Genomic DNA, 19371 nt, shown 5'->3' on the forward strand with positions numbered 1-19371 from the left:
GTGACGCGGATGCCCGGCCCCCGTGTGAACGCAGTCAGATGCAGTTCGTCATGAGTGGGGCGCCTCCGGCGGCGGCGTCGGCGCCCCCGGCAGCCGTAGCGTCGCCACCGTCCCGCCGCCCTGCGCCGGGGTGAGGGCGATCGTGCCGCCCGCGTGGTGGACCGTGCGGGCCACGATCGACAGGCCGAGGCCCGAGCCCGGGAGGCTGCGGGCCGACGGGGAGCGCCAGAAGCGCCCGGCATGGACATTCTGCCGCGAGATCCCCGCCCCGCCGGCGTGGAAAACCGGCGGACCCCGCCTACCGTTCCGCCGCGCCCACGACGGGATCCAGCAGCTCGACGACCCGGAACCGTTCGGCGACGACCATGGTGTCGTCGTCGACCGTGAACTCCGGGTCGCCGAGCGCCTCCCGCATCTCCCGGCTGTGCCAGAACTTCTCGTGACCCGCGCGCCACTCGGCCACCGAGGTGTCGCCCTCGCCCTCGTCGATCGCATGCTGAAGATCGACGTCGCCGAGGCGCAGCACCCGCACCTCCGTCACCTCCAGCACCGCGACCTCCCGGCCGTCCGAATCGATCAGCGCGGACCGCTCACCCACCGGAGGCAGTTCCTCCTTCTCCGCCTCGTACTCCGCGAGCAGCCCGGTCGTCGACACCTTCGCCCCGGCGAGCACCGCCCCCACCAGCCGGTCGCGCAGCGGGCCGGGGAAGGTGAGCAGGAAGGGCTTGAGAGGTTCACGGTTCGACATGGCGCCAAGTCTGTCATGTTCGGCCGTGCGCGGCGCAGGGACGCGCACCCGATCGCGGGTCGTCAACTGTGCGGGGACTGAACGGAGTTGGCATCGAGTACGGGCAGGTGCCCGCAGCCCCTGGCGACCTGCGGCCGCAGATGCTCGAATGGTCGGGTGAACAGTCGCCCTCCCGACGCCGAAGGCACGCCCCTGGGCCGCCGTGTCGTCCTGGCCATGCTCGGTCTCGGCGCCGCCGGAGTCGTCGCCGCGCCCGTGCTGCAACGCACGCTGGAATCCGGGCTGGGCGCGGTCGCCGACAAAGACCCCACCGGCCTGACCGGCCTGCTCCCCAACGGCGGCGGCTTCCGCTACTACTCCGTCGCCGCGTCCGTACCGGAGAAAGGCGCGGACGACTACCGGCTGACCGTCGACGGGCTGGTCGACCACCCGGCCACGTACACCCTGGACGCCCTGAAGGCGTTGCCGCAGACCCGCATGGTCCGCGATGTCCAGTGCGTCACCGGCTGGCGGGTGCCCGGGACTCCCTTCGAGGGGGTAGGCCTCTCGTCGCTGCTGGACGCGGCGGGCGTACGGCCCGGGGCGAAGGCGGTCCGCTTCACCTGCTTCGACGGCACCTACAGCGAGAGCCTCACCCTCGCGCAGGCGCGCCGCGCCGATGTGCTGGTCGCGCTGCGTATGCAGGACCGGCCGCTGACCCACTCCCACGGGGGTCCGGTCCGGCTCTACGTGGCCCCGATGTACTTCTACAAGTCGGCGAAATGGCTCTCCGGGATCACCGTCACCGACTCCGTACGGCCCGGCTACTGGGAGGAGCTCGGCTATGACGTCGACGCCTGGGTCGGCCGGTCCAACGGCCGTGACGACGCCCCGACCACCTGACCCCGCGGAGCGTGTGCGGCGCTTCAGTGGTGCGGAGCGCTGGGTGCACCGCACCACCGCCACGCTGATGCTCCTGTGCGTGGCGAGTGCGGCGTGTCTGTACGTACCCCAGCTCGCCGAGCTCGTCGGCCGTCGCCATCTGGTGGTCACCGTGCACGAGTGGTCCGGGGTGCTGACCCCCGTACCGTTCCTGGCCGGTCTGCTGTCACGGGCGTTGCGGGCCGACCTGTCCCGGCTCAACCGCTTCGGGCCGCACGACCGTCAGTGGCTGCGGGCCGTATGGCGCCGCGACCACCGGCCCGAGGCGCGTCCGGCCGGAAAGTTCAATGCCGGGCAGAAGCTGTACGCGGCCTGGATCGCGGGCGCGGTGCTGGTGATGACCGGCACCGGCGCGCTGATGTGGTTCACCGGCCTCGCACCGCTGATGTGGCGCACGAGCGCGACCTTCGTCCACGACTGGCTGGCGCTCGCGATCGGGATCGTGCTGGTCGGGCACATGGCAATGGCGCTCGCCGACCCGGAGGCACGCCGTGGCATGCGCACCGGGTCGGTCGAGCGCCATTGGGCACGGTCACAGCATGCGCTGTGGGGGGAGGACCGTGCGGGCAGCCGCTCGTCAGGGCCTGTCCGGCGGATCATGGCCGGGGGCGCGACGTCTGGCACGGCACCTCGCGGCGTTGCCGAAACGACCGAATAGCTCCTTCCCCAAGCTCTCAACTCCGTTCGAGCAGGGGAGACCCCACCTTAGGACGTTCCGGCGCCTTGCGATGCGCCGCACCATACGCCGCGCCCTGCCCGACCCTGATCCGCCGGACAGTCCCTAAAGGACTAGCGACAGCAGCAGGATGAAGGCCAGCGAGACCACGGAGATGATGGTCTCCATCACCGACCAGGTCTTCACCGTCTGGCCGACGTCCATGCCGAAGTACTCCTTCACCAGCCAGAACCCGGCGTCATTGACATGGCTGAAGAAGAGCGAGCCCGCGCCGACGGCGAGGACCAGCAGAGCGGCGTGCGACGTCGACATGTCGGCGGCCAGCGGGGCGACCAGACCGGCCGCCGAGATGGTGGCCACGGTCGCCGAACCGGTCGCGAGCCGGATCGCGACCGCGATCAGCCAGCCCAGCAGCAGTGCCGGGATCGACCAGTCCTTGGAGAAGTCCAGGATCATCTGGCCCACACCGGCGTCGATGAGGGTCTGCTTGAAACCGCCGCCCGCACCCACGATCAGCAGCACACCCGCGATCGGGGCGAGGGACTTCTCGACGGTGGTGGAGAGCCGGCCCTTGGTGAAACCGGCCGCCCGGCCCAGCGTGAACATGCCGACTATGACGGCCGCGAGCAGCGCGATCAGCGGCGAGCCGATCACATCGGTGACCCGCTGGACACCCAGCTCCGGGTCGTCCACGACGATGTCGACCAGGGCCTTGACCAGCATCAGCACGACGGGCAGCAGAATCGTCGCCAGGGTGGCGCCGAAGCTGGGCCGACGGTCCAGCTCCTCCGAAGGACGCTGCGGAATCATCTTCTCCGGAGCCTTGATGTCCACCCAGCGCGCGGCGTAACGGGAGAAGACCGGCCCCGCGATGATCACCGTCGGGATGGCGACCAGCACACCCAGCGCGAGCGTGACCCCGAGGTTGGCGCCGAGGGCGTCGATCGCCACCAGCGGGCCGGGGTGCGGCGGAATCAGCCCGTGCATCACGGAGAGTCCGGCCAGTGCCGGGATACCGATCCGCATCAGGGAGTAGTTGCCGCGCTTGGCGACGAGCAGTACCACCGGGATCATCAGCACGATCCCGACCTCGAAGAACAGCGGCAGACCGATGATCGAGGCGATTAGGACCATCGCCCACGGCATGGCCCGCCCGCTCGTCTTCGCGAGGATCGTGTCGACGATCTGGTCCGCGCCGCCGGAGTCGGCGAGCAGCTTGCCCAGAATGGCGCCGAGCGCGATGAGGACACCGACGCCCGCGACGGTCGAGCCGAGGCCGGCGGTGAAGCTGGCGATCGTCTTGGCCGGTGCGGCGCCGGCGAACGAGCCGAGCGCCAGCGAGCCGATGGTCAGCGCGAGAAACGCGTGCATCTTGAACTTGGTGATGAGCAGAACGATGACGGCGATGCCCGCCAGGACTGCGATGCCCAACTGCGCGTTGCCTGCCGAAGTGATCGGTTCGACGGCATCCGCTGCCAGCATCTCGACGCTGAGACTGGTCACGGTGGTGATCCTTAGCTTTCGAGCCGGCGCAACGCGGCGACGGCTCGCTGGGTGATTTCTTCGGGGGTGCCGGACACATCGACCGAGACTCCGGCCTCGTCCTCCTGCAGCGGCTGCAGGGTGGCGAACTGAGAGTCGAGCAGTGCGGTGGGCATGAAGTGGCCCTTGCGCTCCGCCATGCGCTCCTCGATCAGAGCCCGGTCGCCGGTCAGATGGAGGAAGACGGCACCGGGGGCCTCGGCGCGCAGCCGGTCCCGGTAGATCCGCTTGAGCGCCGAGCTGCTCACCACCCCGCCGAGCCCCGCCCGGCCGTGCGCCCACTGACCGATCGCATCGAGCCAGGGCCACCGGTCGGAGTCGTCCAGCGGGGTACCGGCCGACATCTTGGCGATGTTCGCCGCGGGATGGAAGTCATCGCCCTCGGCGTACGGAACGCCGAGTTCGGCGGCGAGCAGGGGGCCGATCGTGGTCTTGCCGGTCCCTGCAACGCCCATCACCACGACGACGTGGGGGGTGCTCATTGGTGGTGCCTCGCTGTCTTCTTCGACGTCTTCCTCGACATCGGTCCGTCGCGCTACTGAAACCCATACGTACGACTTATTCAAGATGCTGTGACATAAACGTCGTACTTTTTGTTCCTGAAGGGCGCCCCGTAGGCTGTGCTCATGACCACACAGGGCCCTGGGCTGCATACACATGTGCTGGACACCCTGGGTCTGGAGATCGCCGCGGGGGAGCACCGGCCGGGGCAGGTACTGCGTACCGACGAGCTGGCCCAGCGCTTCGACGTCTCGCGCACGGTCGTACGCGAAGTGGTCCGTGTCCTCGAATCCATGCACCTGGTCGAGTCCCGGCGCCGGGTCGGCGTGACCGTACAGCCGACCGAGGCGTGGAATGTCTACGATCCGCAGGTCATCCGGTGGCGGCTGGCCGGCGCCGACCGCCCGCGCCAGCTGCGCTCCCTGACCGTGCTCCGCTCAGCGATCGAACCGGTAGCGGCCGGCCTCGCCGCCCGTAACGCCACCCCGGAGCAGTGCGCGGCCCTCACCGAGTGCGCGCTCGGCATGGTCGCCACCTCGCGCGGCCAGCAGCTGGAGGGCTATCTGGGGCACGACATCGCGTTCCACCGGATCGTGCTCAACGCTTCCGGCAACGAGATGTTCGCGCGGCTCGGCGATGTCGTCGCCGAGGTCCTGGCGGGCCGCACCCACCACCAGGTGATGTTCGAGGACCCCGACCCGGCCGCGGTCACCCTCCACGTCCGGCTCGCCGAAGCCGTGCGCGAGGGCGACACGGTGGCGGCGGAGCGGCTGACGAAGGAGATCGCGGTGGGCGCCCTGCACGAGCTGGACGTGCTCGCTCCCTGAGGCCCGTACCGCGGCGCCGTCGCGCGCAGCTCCCCGAGCTCCGTCCCTACGGTGCCGACGTACGTACGTGCTGCAGCCGGGCCGCGGCCGCGGCCAGCACCATCTCCAGCGCCGCGGGATAGCCGCTGCGGTCCATCTCCGCGACCAGCCCGCCCGCGGTCGCCGCGATGTTCGGATGGGTATCGGCCGGAAGCCGGGCATACGTCTCCTGCCAGGTCTGCACCTCCTGCGCACGGGCCTGCTCCGACAGCACCAGTGTGGACGCGTCCAGCGCCGCGAACGACAGCGTCTGGTCCACGAAGACGTGGTAGATCCGCACCGCCTCGGCATCCGGGAATCCCGCACCGCGCAACACCCCGAGAATCGCCTCCACCGACCGGATCTCGTGCGTCCGGCCGGTCACCCGTGCACAGGTCAGCGTCGCCGCCTGAGGGTGCGCCAGATAGTCCGCGTGCATCCGCAGGCCGAGGGTGCGCAGATCGGCCCGCCAGTCACCCGTCGGCCGCCAGGTGCGCAACGTACGGCCGATCAACTCGTCGGCCACCGCGAGCAGTAGTTCGTCCGTGTCCCGGAAGTACCGGTAGAGCGCGCTGGGATCGCAGCCGAGAGCCGCACCGAGCCGGCGTACGGTGAGCGCCGCCGCCCCGTGCTCCCCGATCAGTCGCAACGCCGTCTCCACGATCAGCTGCTCGGACAGCACCGTGCCCTGTTTGGTGGGGCGCCTGCGGCGCCGCGCCCCCTCCGGTACCACCCGCTCGCTCGCGCTCATGGCGGCACCTTATGACAACAGCGTTGACGTGTGAACCCGTCGGAGAGTTCGATGTGCCGCCATCGGGGCCGAAGAGCGCCCCTCGGCGAAGGAGCCACCGTGACGGACTCACCCACCCCCTACGGCAGTGACCCACCGGCACCCGCGGCACTGAAGAGGAGCCTCGGTGTCGTGGACGGCGTCGTCATCGCCGCCTCCTCCACCGCCGCCACCTCCAGCATCGGTATCGGGCTGGGCGTGACCGCGGGCGCCGTCGGCCTGCATCTGCCGATCATCATGCTGCTCGCGTTCCTGCCCATCCTGGGTATCGCCGGCGCGTACTCCCGGCTCAACAAGGTCGAGCCGAACATGGGCAGCGGCTATGTCTGGGTCGGCCGTTCCCTCAGCCCCTGGCTCGGCTTCCTCGTCGGCTGGATCGGCATCGTCTCCACGATCGTCTTCCTGTCCTACACCACGACCGTCACGGGCTCCGCCCTCCTCCAACTCGCCGGCGAGGGAGGGCTGCACACCCTCGCCGGGCTCCACCTCGACCCGGACTCCACCGCCCAGTCGACCGCGCTGGGCATCGTCGTGCTGATCGTCGTCACCTTCACCGCGATCACCGGCATCCGGTCCGCCGCCAACCTGCAGAAATACCTTCTCGTCTTCGAGTACGTCGTCCTGCTCGGCTTCTGCGGATACGGACTGGTCGTCGGCCCGCACCCGTTCAGCCTCGACTGGATCAACCCGTTCACCATTCCCTCCGGACAGCAACTCGCCGAGGGCCTTCTGCTCTCGGTCTTCTGCTACTGGGGCTTCGAATCGTCGTTCAGCGTCACCGAGGAGATCCGCGACCCGCAGGACGCCTCCCGGGCCGGACTCATCACCCTCTTCACCATGCTCGGTCTCTTCCTGCTCGGCTCCTTCGCCTTCCAACGCGTCCTCTCGCTGGACGAGCTGACCGGTCATGGCGCCCAGGGACTCACCTACTTCGGCGACCGGCTCGCCCATCAGCCGCTCGCCGCACTCCCGCTGATCGCCCTCACCTTCTCCGCCATCGCTTCCCTCCAGTCCGGTGTGATCCCCACCGTGCGCGGCATGTTCGCGATGGGCCGCGACCGCACGCTCGGCGCGTTCTGGACCAGGGTCAGCCCGCGCTACGGGACACCGGCGGCCGGAACCATCGCGGTCGGCTGTGTAGCCGCCGCCATCGCCGTCGTCTCACTCGTCATCCCGAAGGTCGGCGACCTCATCCTGGCCTCCGTCAACGCGATCGGTGTCGTCGTCTCGCTGTACTACGCGCTCACCGCCCTGGCCGCCGCCGCGCGCTTCCGCGGGGCGCTGCGCGAGAGCTGGTCCGAGGCCCTGCGGGCTGTGGTGCTCCCGGTGCTCAGCGCCGCCGTGCTGCTCGGCCTCGGCGGCTATCTCTGCTGGTCCTTCTACACCTCCGCCGACCACTTCGAGATCAGCCCGGACAACGGCTGGTTCATGCTGTTCTGTCCGGCGGTCATGCTGCTGACCGGTGTGGGCGCGGCGGCCTGGGCCAAGTGGGTGAGGAAGTCGCCGTACTTCACCACCGGCCGCTCCGTCGCCGTCACCGAGCCCATGGTGGTCGAAACAGCCTGACCCCCGTACCCCTGCCGGCCTCCAGCCGAGCACGGCCCTCACGGAAACGGAACAGCCCCGTGCACCACGCCCCCGCCGATCTCGTCCTCACCGGCGGCCCGGCCCTCACCATGGACGCCGCACGCAGCCGCGCCACCACCGTCGCCGTCACCGGCGACCGCATCACCGCCGTCGGCCACGACGAGGTGCGCGAACTGATCGGCCCCAAAACCGAAGTCGTCGACCTCGCCGGCCGGTTGCTCGTCCCCGGCTTCCAGGACGCGCACATCCACCCCGTCGCAGCCGGTCTCGAACTCGCCCGGTGCAACCTCACGGATGTCCATGCGGCGACGGACACGCTCGCCGCCGTGCGCGCGTACGCCGACAGCCACCCCGGCCAGGAGTGGATCACCGGCGGCGGCTGGTCCATGGAGGCCTTCGACGGCGGCAGCCCGACCAGGGAGCAGCTCGACACCGGCGTAGCCGATCGGCCCGTCTTCCTGGCCAACCGCGACCACCACGGCGCCTGGGTCAACACCCGCGCCCTGGCGCTCGCCGGCATCACCCGGGACACCCCGGACCCCGCCGACGGCCGCATCGAGCGCGACGACCGCGGCGAGCCCACCGGACTCCTCCAGGAGGGCGCCATGAACCTGGTCGCCCGCCACGCCCCGCGCTCCACCCCCGCCGACCGGCTCGCCGCCCTGCTCAGTGCCCAGCGTCTGCTCCACTCGTACGGAATCACCGCCTGGCAGGACGCCATGGTCGGCGTCCACGGCTCGATGGACGATGTGTCCGACGCCTATCTGACCGCCGCCCGCGACGGCTCGCTCACGGCCCGGGTCGTCGGTGCCCTCTGGTGGGACCGCGAACGCGGCGCCGAGCAGATCCCCGAACTCATGGCCAGGCGGGAGGAGTTGATCGCCGGGCGGTTCCGGGCCGACTCGGTGAAGATCATGCAGGACGGGGTCGCGGAAACCGGCACCGCCGCCCTGCTCACCCCGTACCTCGACGCCTGCGGCTGCGCCACCGCCAACCGCGGCACCAGCTTCGTCGACCCCGTCGAGCTGCGTCGCCACGTCACCGAGCTGGACGCCCTCGGCTTCCAGGCCCACTTCCACGCGCTCGGCGACCGCGCCGTGCGCGAGGCACTCGACGCCGTCGAAGCGGCCCGCGCCGCCAACGGCCGCACCGACACCCGCCCCCACCTCGCCCACCTCCAGATCGTCCACCCCGACGACATCCCCCGGTTCCGCGAACTGGGCGCCACGGCCAGCATCCAGCCGCTCTGGGCCGCGCACGAACCGCAGATGGACGAGCTGACCATCCCCTTCCTCGGAGCCGAACGCGCCGCACTGCAGTACCCGTTCGGCGCCCTGCTGCGCTCCGGCGCGACGGTCGCGGCAGGCAGTGACTGGCCGGTCAGCAGCGCCGATCCGCTGCACGGCATCCACACCGCGGTCAACCGGGTGACCCCCGAGAGCGAGGGGCCGGTCTTCCTCCCGGAGCAGCGCATCTCCCTGACCGCGGCCATCGCCGCGTACACGGCGGGCTCGGCGTATGTGAACCATCTGGACGACACCGGAAGCATCCGTCCCGGAGCCCTCGCCGACCTGGTGGTCCTGGACCGGGACCCGTACGCGGGCCCGCCCGAGGAGATCGGTCACACCCGCGTCCTTCAGACGTACGTGGGCGGCAGGCGGGTCCACGAGGCCTGAGGCAATACGGTGGTCCCCGCGGAACGATCCCGCGCGGGCCGCCGGCGCAGCCGAGTCGGCCGCCGTGCCTGTGGTGGCCACCGTCCCCGGCGCCGCGAGCGGTGCGTCCCACCGGATGGACAGCAGTCGTTTCCCGCCAACGCGGCGCGCCGTCGTGACACCCTCACGGGGCGTACGGTTGTTCGTGTTCGATCTTCACGAAATGACGGAAACAGGGAGACCACGGTATGTCGCAGCAGGTGCAAGGTGTCATCGCACCGGGGAAGAACGAGCCGGTACGGGTCGAGACGATCGTGATCCCGGACCCGGGCCCCGGCGAGGCCGTGGTGAAGATCCAGGCGTGCGGCGTCTGCCACACCGACCTCCACTACAAGCAGGGCGGCATCAACGACGACTTCCCCTTCCTGCTCGGCCACGAGGCCTCGGGCGTGGTGGAGTCCGTCGGCGAGGGGGTCACGGACGTCGAGCCCGGCGACTTCGTCATCCTCAACTGGCGTGCCGTGTGCGGGCAGTGTCGTGCGTGCCTGCGCGGCCGCCCCTGGTACTGCTTCAACACCCACAACGCCAAGCAGAAGATGACGCTGCTCGACGGCACGGAGCTGTCACCGGCGCTCGGTATCGGCGCGTTCGCCGAGAAGACCCTGGTCGCCGCCGGTCAGTGCACCAAGGTCGACCCGGAGGTCTCCCCGGCCGTCGCCGGGCTGCTCGGCTGTGGCGTGATGGCGGGCATCGGCGCCGCCATCAACACCGGGCAGGTCGGCCGCGGCGACTCGGTCGCCGTGATCGGCTGCGGCGGTGTCGGCGACGCGGCGATCGCGGGCGCGCGGCTGGCGGGCGCGGCGAAGATCATCGCCGTGGACATCGACGACCGCAAGCTGGAGACGGCGAAGACGATGGGCGCCACGCACACCGTCAACTCCCGCTCCACCGACCCGGTCGAGGCGATCCGCTCCCTGACCGACGGCAACGGCGCGGACGTCGTCATCGAGGCGGTCGGCCGCCCGGAGACGTACAAGCAGGCCTTCTACGCCCGCGACCTCGCAGGCACCGTCGTCCTGGTCGGCGTCCCGACCCCGGAGATGCAGCTGGAACTGCCGCTCATCGACGTCTTCGGCCGCGGCGGCTCGCTCAAGTCCTCCTGGTACGGCGACTGCCTGCCCTCGCGCGACTTCCCGATGCTCATCGACCTGCACCAGCAGGGCCGGATCGACCTCGGTGCGTTCGTCACCGAGACCATCGGGCTCGGCGACATCGAGCAGGCCTTCGCCCGGATGCACGAAGGCGACGTGCTGCGCTCGGTGGTGGTCTTCTGATGACCGCCCGCATCGACCACCTCGTCACTTCCGGCACCTTCGCCCTCGACGGCGGGGAGTGGGACGTCGACAACAACGTCTGGATCGTCGGCGACGACACCGAGGCGATCGTCATCGACGCCGCCCATGACGCCGCCGCCATCGAGGCCGCGCTGAACGGCCGTACGCTGCGCGCCATCGTCTGCACGCACGCGCACAACGACCACATCGACGCGGCCCCGGCCCTCGCCGACGCCACCGGCGCACCGGTCCTGCTGCACCCCGACGACCTGCCGCTGTGGAAGCAGACCCACCCGGACCGCGCCCCGGACGGCGAACTGGCCGACGGCCAGGAGCTGGAGATCGCCGGAACGACACTCCAGGTCCTGCACACCCCCGGTCATGCCCCGGGCGCCGTCTGCCTGTACGCCCCCGGGCTGTCCACCGTCTTCACGGGTGACACGCTCTTCCAGGGCGGCCCCGGAGCCACCGGGCGGTCCTTCTCCCACTTCCCGACGATCGTCGCGTCGATCAGGGACCGGCTGCTCGCCCTGCCGCCGGAGACCACCGTCCGCACCGGACACGGCGATTCCACGACCATCGGCGCGGAGGCCCCGCATCTGGACGAGTGGATCGCCCGCGGTCACTGAGAACCGCGGCTCACCGGTCCGGGCCATGCGCAGAGCCGCAGCCCGCTCTCGAAGCGGCGCGGCCCGCCTGTGACCGGATCGGTGAACTCCAGCACCCGGGCCAGGAGTTGGAGTGGGTGCGACCAGTCGTCGGTCGCATCCTCCGGCCGGACCACCGGGTAGACCGGGTCATGGACGAGCGGCAGCCCCAGGCTGTTCATATGGACTCGCAGCTGATGGGTGCGTCCGGTCGCGGGCAGCAGCCGGTACCGGCCGAGACCCTCCCGGTGTTCCAGCAACTCGATCCGGCTCTCGCTGTTCGGCTCGCCCGGCTCCTCGCGGGCGGCGATGACCCCGCGCTCCTTGACGATGCGGCTGCGTACGGTCCGCGGGAAGGCCAGCTCGGGGTCGTACGGTGCCACCGCCTCGTACTCCTTGAACACCGAGCGGTCCCGGAACATCGTCTGGTACGCGCCCCGCTCCTCGGGCCGCACGACGAAGAGGACGAGGCCCGCGGTCAGCCGGTCCAGCCGGTGCGCGGGCTGCAGCTCGGGCAGGTCCAGCTCGCGGCGCAGCCGGGCCACCGCGGTCTCGGTGATGTGCCGGCCGCGCGGTGTCGTCGCCAGGAAGTGCGGCTTGTCCGCGATCACGATGTGCTCGTCGCGGTGGACGACACCGACCGGGAACGGCACCGGCTCCTCCGGCGCGAAATCCCGGTGGAACCAGATGTACCGGCCGGTGGTGTACGGCTCGTCGGCGGACACCGGGCCCTGTACGGAGACGAACCGGCCCTCGGCGAGCATGGCGTCCACCCGCGCCGCCCCGATCGCACCCGCGAACCGCGCCAGCAGATGATCGCGTACCGTCGCCCACCGGCCGTCCGGATCCTCGGGGAGCCGCAGCCGGACCGGATCGATCCCGTCCCGCTGCGGCAACGGTGCCGACGGGGGCTTCGCACGCCCCCTCATCGGGGTGCGCCGACCGGTACAGCGGTGAGCATGGTGCGGGCTCCTCGTATCTTCTGCCGGGGTGTCCGCACAGTATCGCCCGTTCCGCCCGCCCACCGGGGCCCTGCCCCCCCGCACTCAGGCGTTCGGCAGCGTCACCTTCTCCGGGCCGCACCCGATGCGCTCGGCCTCGGCGGCGACATAGCCGGGCAGCAGCTCACGCGTGAGGTCGACGCCCTCGTCCGTCGGCTGATCCAGCTGCTCCACCATGAAGATCACGGGCCCGGTCTGGCAGCTTGCCCGGTAGACGGCCCGCGATCCGTCGAGCCGACCGAACCCCTTGGAGCCTTTGAGAGGCAGACCGGCCTTGTGTGTGCCTCCGGAGAAGATCTCGGTCAGCGCCGGGTCCGTCACCGTGGTCATCCGCACGACGGGGGAGTAGCCGTCACCGGACTCGCAGACCCGGGCGGGCCCGCCGTCGTCGCTGACGCGAGTCTGCTCCAGAGCCTTGCGGTACGCCGCGGGGACGGTGAGGCCCTTGACGCCGCAGAAGGCATTGGCCTTCGTGCCCTGCCGGTCCACGAGGGCGGGCAGGGTGCGAGGTATCCGATAGGTGCCGGAGCAGCCGAATTCGCGGATGACGCCGTTGGTCGCCTCCACCAGCGCGCGGGTCAGGGCGGCGCGGTTCTCCCGGTCGTACTCCGACCCGGTGTCGAGTCCGGCCTGTCCCATGCCGATGTCCACCACGGTGGGACCGGTGAACTCGTCCCGTCCCGTGCAGCTCTGCGGCAGCGCCAGCCAGGCGCGCGACGACGAGGTCATCCCGGGCAGTCCGTCGCCGAGCGACACCATGCCGGCCGCGAGGAACTCCTGCGGCCATGCGTGCGCGTCGGTGCCCCGGAGACCGTCCAGCTGGTGCACCCGCAGGGTCACTTGGCGGCGGGGATTGCCGTCCTTGTAGCTGGTGACGCGGCACTGTCCGTACGACGGTTCGCGATCGCGTGGATTGGCCTGCAGGGACTGCTCCTCGACCTCGGTCCTGCGGTCACCGAAGAGGTCCGACATGGTCGAGTCGCCGAGCGAGTCCCAGCAGGGGGCGGGACCGGGCAGCGGAAGCGTGTCCGTCCGCCAGGCCACCGCACCGGCGCCGAGGAGAGCACCGACCAGCCCGGCGGCAGTGACGGCGCGAGCGGTACGGCTGCGGAACAGGCGGCGCAGAACGGGGGTGTGCGAAAGGGCGGGCTCCTGGTCCGGGGACGGGCCGGGCTGTGGCTCGTGCGCCTGTTCCTGTTCCCGTTCCTGCGCCTGCTCCTGAGGAACTGTGGTCTCGCCGTCCACCGCCGCTGCCCCGTTCTCTTCGGTCCCTTCGCCGTTCACGCGACCCCACCGGCCCCGCACCCGATGCGCTTGCTCACGGACTTGGTGAAGTTCGTGAACACCTGCCGGTTGTCGGGCCGGCCCGCACCTTTCGGACCGGACTGGACGTTTCCGTAGAACACCGTCTGCCGCCCGTTGCACTCGGTGCGTACGAGCCCGTTGCCGGCGCCCTCGGGAAGCCCCTTGAACAGCGCGACCAGGCGTGGCTCACCCGCCATCACGTACTGCGCCGCCGGCTCGTCGGGCATCCGCGGCGCGCGCCACACCACCGAACAGGTCTGGAGCCGCTCGCCGACCACCCCCACTTGTTCCTGGTACTGGGAGCTCCGGCCGAGTTCGAGCGTCACGCCGGGTATCCGGCACAGCGGGCTCCGGGCGCTCTCGTCGTCCTCGGCGACCGTCACGATGGGCGAGGTCATGCGCAGGGGCTCGTCCGGTGCGCAGCCGGCTTTTCGCATGCCGGTGTTGGCGGCATCCAGCAGCAGCCGGGAGACGGTTGACCGGCTGCCGATCGTGAACGGCATGGCGACCTTGCCCAGATGGCCGTCGCCGGTGCTCTCGCTCCGGATCGTCACCGCGGACGGCCTGCCGTCCACATCACAGGTGTCGGGCAGGACCAGCATCGCCCGGTCACCGGCGACCAGCCCGTCGAGCCCGTCGGGCAGTTGGGAGGCCGACCCGTCGAAGTACCGGGCTATCCAGGCACGGTGTTCCTCGACCCCGGTGGGAACCGGACCGTACTCGACGGTGACCTGCTCCTTGAACGTGAGCGGCTCGTCCGAGTCGTCGTCCGGAACCGTCGAGGTCACCGCGACCGTGCAGCTGGCGTGGTGACGGCCGGCCGAGGGCGGGGCGGACTCGGTGGCGCGCCGCTCGGAGCCGGACTTGTCGAGCCCGTCGTCACCGAGGAAGGCCGCACCGCTGTTCTGCTCCCAGGCTCCCCAGCAGTAGTTGTCCCGGAACGGCCAACTGTCCGTCGCCCACAGCCCGATGGCGGAGACGAGCACCGCCCCGACGACCGTTCCGGCGAGGAGTGCGCCCCGCCGCCTGCGCCTGCTGTCCATCACATTCCCCCCTTGCCAAGTACGAAGATCGCGCAAAGCCTCGATGCTACGTCTTCGCCCGGAGCAGGCGTGCAGCGCGCCGGACCGCACCACGCCCTGAGGAAGCCCCTCCCCGCCTGTCACCGCAGATCATCCGGTCGCCGAGAACACGAACGAGAACTCCGCAGCCTCCGCATCGAGCCGGTACTCCGGCAGCACCCCCGGCCCGCACGACTGCGCACCGATCCCCTGCACCGCATGGTCCAGATTGACCCAGACGGTCTCGCCGGCCCGCAACTCCGTTACGTGCTCCGCCGCATCCAGCTGCTCGCTCGTCCACCGCCGCGCGGTGAACCAGAACGGTGCACCGTTCCTGACCAGTGCGCATGAGTGGGTCCTGGACCCACTGCTGCGTGCTGGACGCCGATCATGCCCCGGGCGCGGGCGGCCTCCATGGGATGGTGTGCACGACGGGGTGAGGTACCGGCGGCGACGGTCGGTGTCGAGGTGGATGCGGTAGGCGACGGCCCGGTTGGCGGTGATGCGGTCGGCCCATGCCTGGCCCCGGTGCGCGAACCCGATACGGGCGGTGAGGACGTACCGGCCGTGCCGGGCGTCGGCCAGGTGCGCGAGCGGGGCGGGCAGCCTGATGGACACTTCGCCGTCCGGGGTGACGCGGATGGTCTCGTTCCCGAACGCTTCCCCGACTCGCCGTCGGCGGCGATGAACCAGCGTTTGTGTGTGCGGTTCATGGGACTCCTCGCTCGGCGATGGCCTCCGTGCTGCTGGACGTCAGCGAGGAATGAACCGATTCAACAAGGGTTGTACCCTGCTCCGGCCCATGTGGGACGGCACGGGCGCAACGCAGAATGCCGACCAGGATTGCTCCTGATCGGCATTCTCTCTGTGTCCGAGGGGGGACTTGAACCCCCACGCCCGATAAAGGGCACTAGCACCTCAAGCTAGCGCGTCTGCCATTCCGCCACCCGGACAAGGTGTCTGTCTCGCGGGCCTGGCCCGTTCCGACATGGAAAACAATAGCAAACATTCGGGGGTGCTCGATCACTCCAGGGGGAGTGTGAAGGGCGCATGACGGGGGGTGTGGGGGCCTTGGGCGTGCGTGCCGGGCGCGGGAGGATGAGGGGGAGCACCACGGTGACAGTGGAAGGAAGCAGTGTGAGCGAGACCAACACGGCCCGGACCGTCTCGGGCGAGGACGAGGTCGTGGACCTCTGTCGTGAGCTGATCCGGATCGACACCAGTAACTACGGGGACCACTCGGGTCCGGGAGAGCGGGTCGCCGCCGAGTACGTCGCGGAGAAGCTCGCCGAGGTCGGGCTGGAGCCGCAGATCTTCGAGTCCCACAAGGGCCGGGCCTCGACCGTGGCGCGGATCGAGGGCGAGGACCCGTCCAAGCCCGCGCTGCTGATCCACGGGCACACCGATGTGGTTCCGGCCAATGCTCACGACTGGACGCACCACCCGTTCTCGGGCGAGGTCGCGGACGGCTGCGTGTGGGGCCGCGGCGCGGTCGACATGAAGGACATGGACGCGATGACCCTCGCGGTGGTCCGCGACCGGATGCGCAGTGGCCGCAAGCCCCCGCGCGACATCGTGCTGGCCTTCCTCGCGGACGAGGAGGCGGGCGGTACGTACGGCGCGCGGTATCTCGTGGACAAGCACCCAGGCCTCTTCGAGGGTGTCACCGAGGCGATCGGCGAGGTCGGCGGCTTCTCCTTCACGGTGAACGAGAAGCTGCGGCTCTACCTCGTCGAGACGGCCGAGAAGGGCATGCACTGGATGCGGCTCACCGTGGACGGCACCGCCGGCCACGGCTCGATGACCAACAACGACAACGCGATCACCGAGCTCTGCGAGGCGGTCGGGCGGCTGGGGCGGCACAAGTGGCCGGTCCGGGTGACCAAGACCGTACGGTCCTTCCTCGACGAGCTGTCCGATGCGCTCGGAACCCCGCTCGACCCGGAGGACATGGAGGCCACGCTGGCCAAGCTGGGCGGCATCGCCAAGATGATCGGCGCCACGCTCCGTAACTCCGCCGCTCCCACCATGCTCGGCGCCGGCTACAAGGTGAACGTGATCCCCGGCCAGGCCACCGCCCATGTCGACGGCCGCTTCCTGCCCGGTTTCGAGGACGAGTTCCTGGCCGATCTGGACCGGATCCTCGGCCCGCGGGTGAAGCGCGAGGACGTGCATGGGGACAAGGCGCTGGAGACCAGCTTCGACGGTTCGCTCGTGGACGCGATGCAGGTCGCCCTGAAGGCGGAGGACCCGATCGCGCGCGCCGTCCCTTACATGCTTTCCGGCGGTACCGACGCCAAGTCCTTCGACGACCTCGGTATCCGCTGCTTCGGGTTCGCACCGCTGAAGCTGCCGCCGGAGCTCGACTTCGCGGGCATGTTCCACGGCGTGGACGAGCGTGTACCCGTGGACGGTCTGCAGTTCGGTGTGCGGGTGCTCGACCGTTTCATCGACAACTGCTGAGTCTCTGCCGCTTTTCCGCTGATTCTCTGCGTCAACAATCGCCAGCGTGTGCGTATTTGACCGGAACGAGTGAAAGGAACCATACGCTCGTAGCCCAATTACCTCTTCCTCGTTACAAGTGATGCGGTCCGCGGCTGGGACCGCATTGCCAACTAGGAGGAATAATGATCAAGAAGGTCGTCGCTGCTGCGGCTGTCACTGGTGGTCTGGTGCTCGCGGGTGCGGGCATGGCCGTCGCGGACTCCGGTGCCCAGGGCGCCACTGCCGGCAGCCCCGGTGTGGTCTCGGGCAACGTCATCCAGGTGCCCGTGCACGTGCCGGTGAACGTGTGTGGCAACACGATCTCCGTGGTCGGGCTGCTGAACCCCACCTTCGGCAACACCTGCGCCAATGCCTGACGTTGTGCGTCAACCCGTAAGGGTTTGAATCCGGTCGGCCCCGGAGTGCACGCCATGCACTCCGGGGCCGCTGGGTAATCGGCCCCCGCACGGTCAAGTCCGGGGGTAATCCGGAAGGTAGAAGGCAGGAAACAACCTATGCGACAGGTCACGCGTAAAGGCCTGATCACCATGGCGGCTGCGGGCGGCGTGCTCGCGCTGAGTGGCGGTTACGCGCACGCCGACGCGGGAGCGGCCGGCGGCGCATCGAATTCCCCGGGGGTGCTTTCAGGGAATTCGGTCCAGATCCCGGTCGACGTACCGGTCAACGTGTGCGGCAACTCCGTGAGTGTTGTCGGACTGCTCAACCCGGCCGCAGGAAACACCTGCGGAAACGCTTCGCAGAGCGCTGCCTCGGGCCGCCACGCCTCGGGCAGTCAGGAGTCCGGCGACCGGACCCGGACGCACCGGGCGGGGGCCGGCAAGCACCGGGCCGTCACGAGCGACACCGGGAGCGGTGCGAGGGCCGAGGGGGTTACGAGCGGCTCGCCCGGTGTGCTTTCGGGCAACAACATCGCGGTGCCCATCGACATCCCCGTGAACGCCTGCGGGAACAGCGTCACCATCGGCGGACTGCTCAATCCCGCCTCCGGCAACGACTGCGGAAATGTTCCGGACGTCGTCACTCCGCCGATCGGCACTCCGGTTACCCCGGTCACCGAGAACCAGCCCCCGGCACCCGGACCGCGAAACGTGTCGAACGCGCACGAGACACAGAACGTCGCACAGCTCGCACACACCGGAGCGGGCGGGCTCGACCTGCTGGTTCCGGCGAGCGTGGGCCTGCTGCTGGCGGGTGCGGGCACGGTGCTGTACCGCCGCGCCCGGACGTCCGCATAGCGGACCGAGGCGGCGACGCAAGCACAGCGAAGGGAGCGGGCCCCGCGACTGCGGGGCCCGCTCCGTCTCACCAGGTGGCCCGGAGCTGGCGGATGATCCGTCGGCGCAGCCGCACCCTGCGGCTGCCGTCACGGCGCAGCGTCAGTCGGTCCAACTCCCAGTGCCCGTACTCGGCGTGGTCGGTCAGCAGGCGGGCCGTCTCCTTCCGGGACACCCCGCGCGGTACGTACACATCGACAAATTCGTATTCCGGCATCGCATCTATTGTGCGGGCAGAGCCCGTGTACGGATAGCGTCTGCACTATGTCTGATGCTGCGCAGCCCACCGCTGCCGAGGTACGCGCCGCCGCCGAAGCGATCAAAGCCGCGCTCGACCATCACCTCGAGGCGGTCGAACGCCGGACAGGGGACGATGACCCCGCTGTCTATGACGCGTTCAACGCACTGGCCGCTGCCGCCGAGTTCTACGACGAGCTGCTCTACGACCGCTACGACGAGGTCACCCCTTTCGAGATCCCGGGTGCGGAGGACTCCCTGCCGCCGTACGCCGGCCCCGAGGAGCCGAACGCGCTGAGTGTGCTGATCCGGCGCGACTACGCGGTGGTGGAGCCGCCGCGGCTGCTCGCACAGGCCCAGCGCATCGCCGACCTCGATCCGGACGACCGCGCCGGCGGGAGCGCCGCGGTGGTGGGCTCCAGCGTCCATGCCGCGCTCGGAGTGCTCTTCGGTGAGTACGAACCGGACGAGATCGCTTCCCGGCATACGGAGTTCGGTCTGGAGGAGGGCGACTCCACGCTCTGGGTCACGGCTGCGGAGGAGCTGCCCGAGGCGGGGGAGTGGCTCGGCGCACCGTTCGACGAAGCGGACCCGCAGCTGGTGGTCTGCCGCTTCGACGTCAGCGCCGTCTTCGACGAGGACGAATCGGACGAGGAACCGGCCGGCCTCGTGGTGGACAGTTCCTGATCCGTCCGCCGGACGGGCTCGAAACCGAGCCCGTCCGGCGGTGGGGGACAGGGCG

The 19371-nt window shown here is 70.1% G+C and carries 20 protein-coding genes, 1 tRNA gene and 2 pseudogenes; 11 read left to right on the plus strand and 12 right to left on the minus strand.

Features of this window, described 5'->3' with window-relative positions; translation table 11 throughout:
• Window positions 1–48 precede the first annotated feature (48 nt).
• Window positions 49–300: pseudogene (locus tag ACZ7IB_RS17250) on the minus strand (ATP-binding protein); the annotation flags it as partial.
• Entirely contained in the window at window positions 299–748 is a 450-nt protein-coding gene (locus ACZ7IB_RS17255) for an ASCH domain-containing protein (protein WP_470913280.1), read from the minus strand. The pseudogene ACZ7IB_RS17250 and the gene ACZ7IB_RS17255, both read right to left, overlap by 2 nt.
• Window positions 749–964: 216 nt before the next feature.
• Here ACZ7IB_RS17255 and ACZ7IB_RS17260 point away from each other — a divergent pair, with 216 nt between their 5' ends.
• Window positions 965–1630: a molybdopterin-dependent oxidoreductase gene (locus ACZ7IB_RS17260; RefSeq protein WP_470913378.1), complete on the plus strand. Its 666-nt coding sequence runs from the start codon at window positions 965–967 to the stop codon at window positions 1628–1630.
• Window positions 1572–2327, plus strand: a complete 756-nt coding sequence (locus tag ACZ7IB_RS17265; protein WP_470913281.1) for a cytochrome b/b6 domain-containing protein — start codon at window positions 1572–1574, stop codon at window positions 2325–2327. Before ACZ7IB_RS17260 ends, ACZ7IB_RS17265 begins: the two co-directional genes overlap by 59 nt.
• A gap of 123 nt (window positions 2328–2450) precedes the next feature.
• Here ACZ7IB_RS17265 and ACZ7IB_RS17270 read toward each other — a convergent pair whose 3' ends face one another.
• Window positions 2451–3848, minus strand: a complete 1398-nt coding sequence (locus ACZ7IB_RS17270) for a GntP family permease (protein WP_470913282.1) — start codon at window positions 3846–3848, stop codon at window positions 2451–2453.
• A gap of 11 nt (window positions 3849–3859) precedes the next feature.
• Window positions 3860–4369, minus strand: a complete 510-nt coding sequence (locus ACZ7IB_RS17275) for a gluconokinase (protein WP_470913283.1) — start codon at window positions 4367–4369, stop codon at window positions 3860–3862.
• A 144-nt stretch (window positions 4370–4513) separates the two neighbouring features.
• On the opposite strand from ACZ7IB_RS17275, the gene ACZ7IB_RS17280 reads away from it, so the two are divergent.
• A complete protein-coding gene (locus tag ACZ7IB_RS17280) occupies window positions 4514–5215 on the plus strand; it encodes a FadR/GntR family transcriptional regulator (protein WP_470913284.1) in 702 nt (233 codons plus the stop codon).
• A gap of 46 nt (window positions 5216–5261) precedes the next feature.
• Here the strand turns inward: ACZ7IB_RS17280 and ACZ7IB_RS17285 are convergent, their stop codons facing one another.
• Window positions 5262–5984, minus strand: coding sequence for a TetR/AcrR family transcriptional regulator (locus ACZ7IB_RS17285; protein ID WP_470913285.1), 723 nt, complete (start codon window positions 5982–5984; stop codon window positions 5262–5264).
• A 99-nt stretch (window positions 5985–6083) separates the two neighbouring features.
• Between ACZ7IB_RS17285 and ACZ7IB_RS17290 the strand changes: the two genes are divergently transcribed.
• From ACZ7IB_RS17290 to ACZ7IB_RS17305, 4 genes are all read left to right on the plus strand, one after another.
• Window positions 6084–7589, plus strand: coding sequence for an APC family permease (locus ACZ7IB_RS17290; protein WP_470913286.1), 1506 nt, complete (start codon window positions 6084–6086; stop codon window positions 7587–7589).
• Between the two features lie 110 nt (window positions 7590–7699).
• On the plus strand, window positions 7700–9286 hold the full coding sequence (locus ACZ7IB_RS17295) for an amidohydrolase (RefSeq protein WP_470913379.1): 1587 nt from the start codon (window positions 7700–7702) through the stop codon (window positions 9284–9286).
• Window positions 9287–9513: 227 nt separating this feature from the next.
• Complete coding sequence (locus tag ACZ7IB_RS17300; RefSeq protein WP_470913287.1) at window positions 9514–10599, plus strand: S-(hydroxymethyl)mycothiol dehydrogenase; 1086 nt, start codon at window positions 9514–9516, stop codon at window positions 10597–10599.
• Complete coding sequence (locus ACZ7IB_RS17305; protein WP_470913288.1) at window positions 10599–11228, plus strand: MBL fold metallo-hydrolase; 630 nt, start codon at window positions 10599–10601, stop codon at window positions 11226–11228. Before ACZ7IB_RS17300 ends, ACZ7IB_RS17305 begins: the two co-directional genes overlap by 1 nt.
• Here the strand turns inward: ACZ7IB_RS17305 and ACZ7IB_RS17310 are convergent.
• The 6 genes and pseudogenes from ACZ7IB_RS17310 to ACZ7IB_RS17335 form a co-directional block, all read right to left on the minus strand.
• Window positions 11222–12175 (minus strand): RluA family pseudouridine synthase, encoded by a 954-nt coding sequence (locus ACZ7IB_RS17310; protein ID WP_470913289.1) that lies wholly within the window; start codon window positions 12173–12175, stop codon window positions 11222–11224. The two genes, ACZ7IB_RS17305 and ACZ7IB_RS17310, sit on opposite strands and share 7 nt — an antisense overlap.
• Before the next feature lie 117 nt (window positions 12176–12292).
• A complete protein-coding gene (locus ACZ7IB_RS17315; RefSeq protein WP_470913290.1) occupies window positions 12293–13531 on the minus strand; it encodes a hypothetical protein in 1239 nt (412 codons plus the stop codon).
• On the minus strand, window positions 13528–14595 hold the full coding sequence (locus ACZ7IB_RS17320; RefSeq protein ID WP_470913291.1) for a hypothetical protein: 1068 nt from the start codon (window positions 14593–14595) through the stop codon (window positions 13528–13530). The genes ACZ7IB_RS17315 and ACZ7IB_RS17320 overlap by 4 nt, the downstream gene beginning before the upstream one ends.
• Window positions 14596–14724: 129 nt before the next feature.
• Window positions 14725–14955, minus strand: coding sequence for a beta-galactosidase small subunit-related protein (locus ACZ7IB_RS17325; protein WP_470913380.1), 231 nt, complete (start codon window positions 14953–14955; stop codon window positions 14725–14727).
• A gap of 46 nt (window positions 14956–15001) precedes the next feature.
• Window positions 15002–15311 (minus strand): annotated as a pseudogene (locus ACZ7IB_RS17330) (IS200/IS605 family accessory protein TnpB-related protein); the annotation flags it as partial.
• A gap of 170 nt (window positions 15312–15481) precedes the next feature.
• Window positions 15482–15566 (minus strand) — tRNA-Leu (locus tag ACZ7IB_RS17335).
• A 184-nt stretch (window positions 15567–15750) separates the two neighbouring features.
• Between ACZ7IB_RS17335 and ACZ7IB_RS17340 the strand changes: the two genes are divergently transcribed.
• The 3 genes from ACZ7IB_RS17340 (at window position 15751) to ACZ7IB_RS17350 (ending at window position 18353) form a co-directional block, all read left to right on the plus strand.
• Window positions 15751–17076: a M20/M25/M40 family metallo-hydrolase gene (locus ACZ7IB_RS17340; protein WP_470913292.1), complete on the plus strand. Its 1326-nt coding sequence runs from the start codon at window positions 15751–15753 to the stop codon at window positions 17074–17076.
• A 164-nt stretch (window positions 17077–17240) separates the two neighbouring features.
• Entirely contained in the window at window positions 17241–17474 is a 234-nt protein-coding gene (gene chpH, locus ACZ7IB_RS17345) for a chaplin ChpH (protein ID WP_470913293.1), read from the plus strand.
• A gap of 138 nt (window positions 17475–17612) precedes the next feature.
• Entirely contained in the window at window positions 17613–18353 is a 741-nt protein-coding gene (locus ACZ7IB_RS17350) for a chaplin (RefSeq protein ID WP_470913294.1), read from the plus strand.
• Window positions 18354–18420: 67 nt separating this feature from the next.
• On the opposite strand, the gene ACZ7IB_RS17355 is transcribed toward ACZ7IB_RS17350, so the two are convergent.
• The gene (locus ACZ7IB_RS17355; protein ID WP_030918345.1) at window positions 18421–18609 is read right to left on the minus strand and encodes a DUF5703 family protein; all 189 of its coding nucleotides are present in this window, start codon (window positions 18607–18609) and stop codon (window positions 18421–18423) included.
• Between the two features lie 47 nt (window positions 18610–18656).
• Between ACZ7IB_RS17355 and ACZ7IB_RS17360 the strand changes: the two genes are divergently transcribed.
• Entirely contained in the window at window positions 18657–19316 is a 660-nt protein-coding gene (locus ACZ7IB_RS17360) for a hypothetical protein (RefSeq protein WP_383072104.1), read from the plus strand.
• Window positions 19317–19371: the final 55 nt, after the last annotated feature.

This window comes from Streptomyces sp. NPDC037301 (assembly GCF_055602785.1).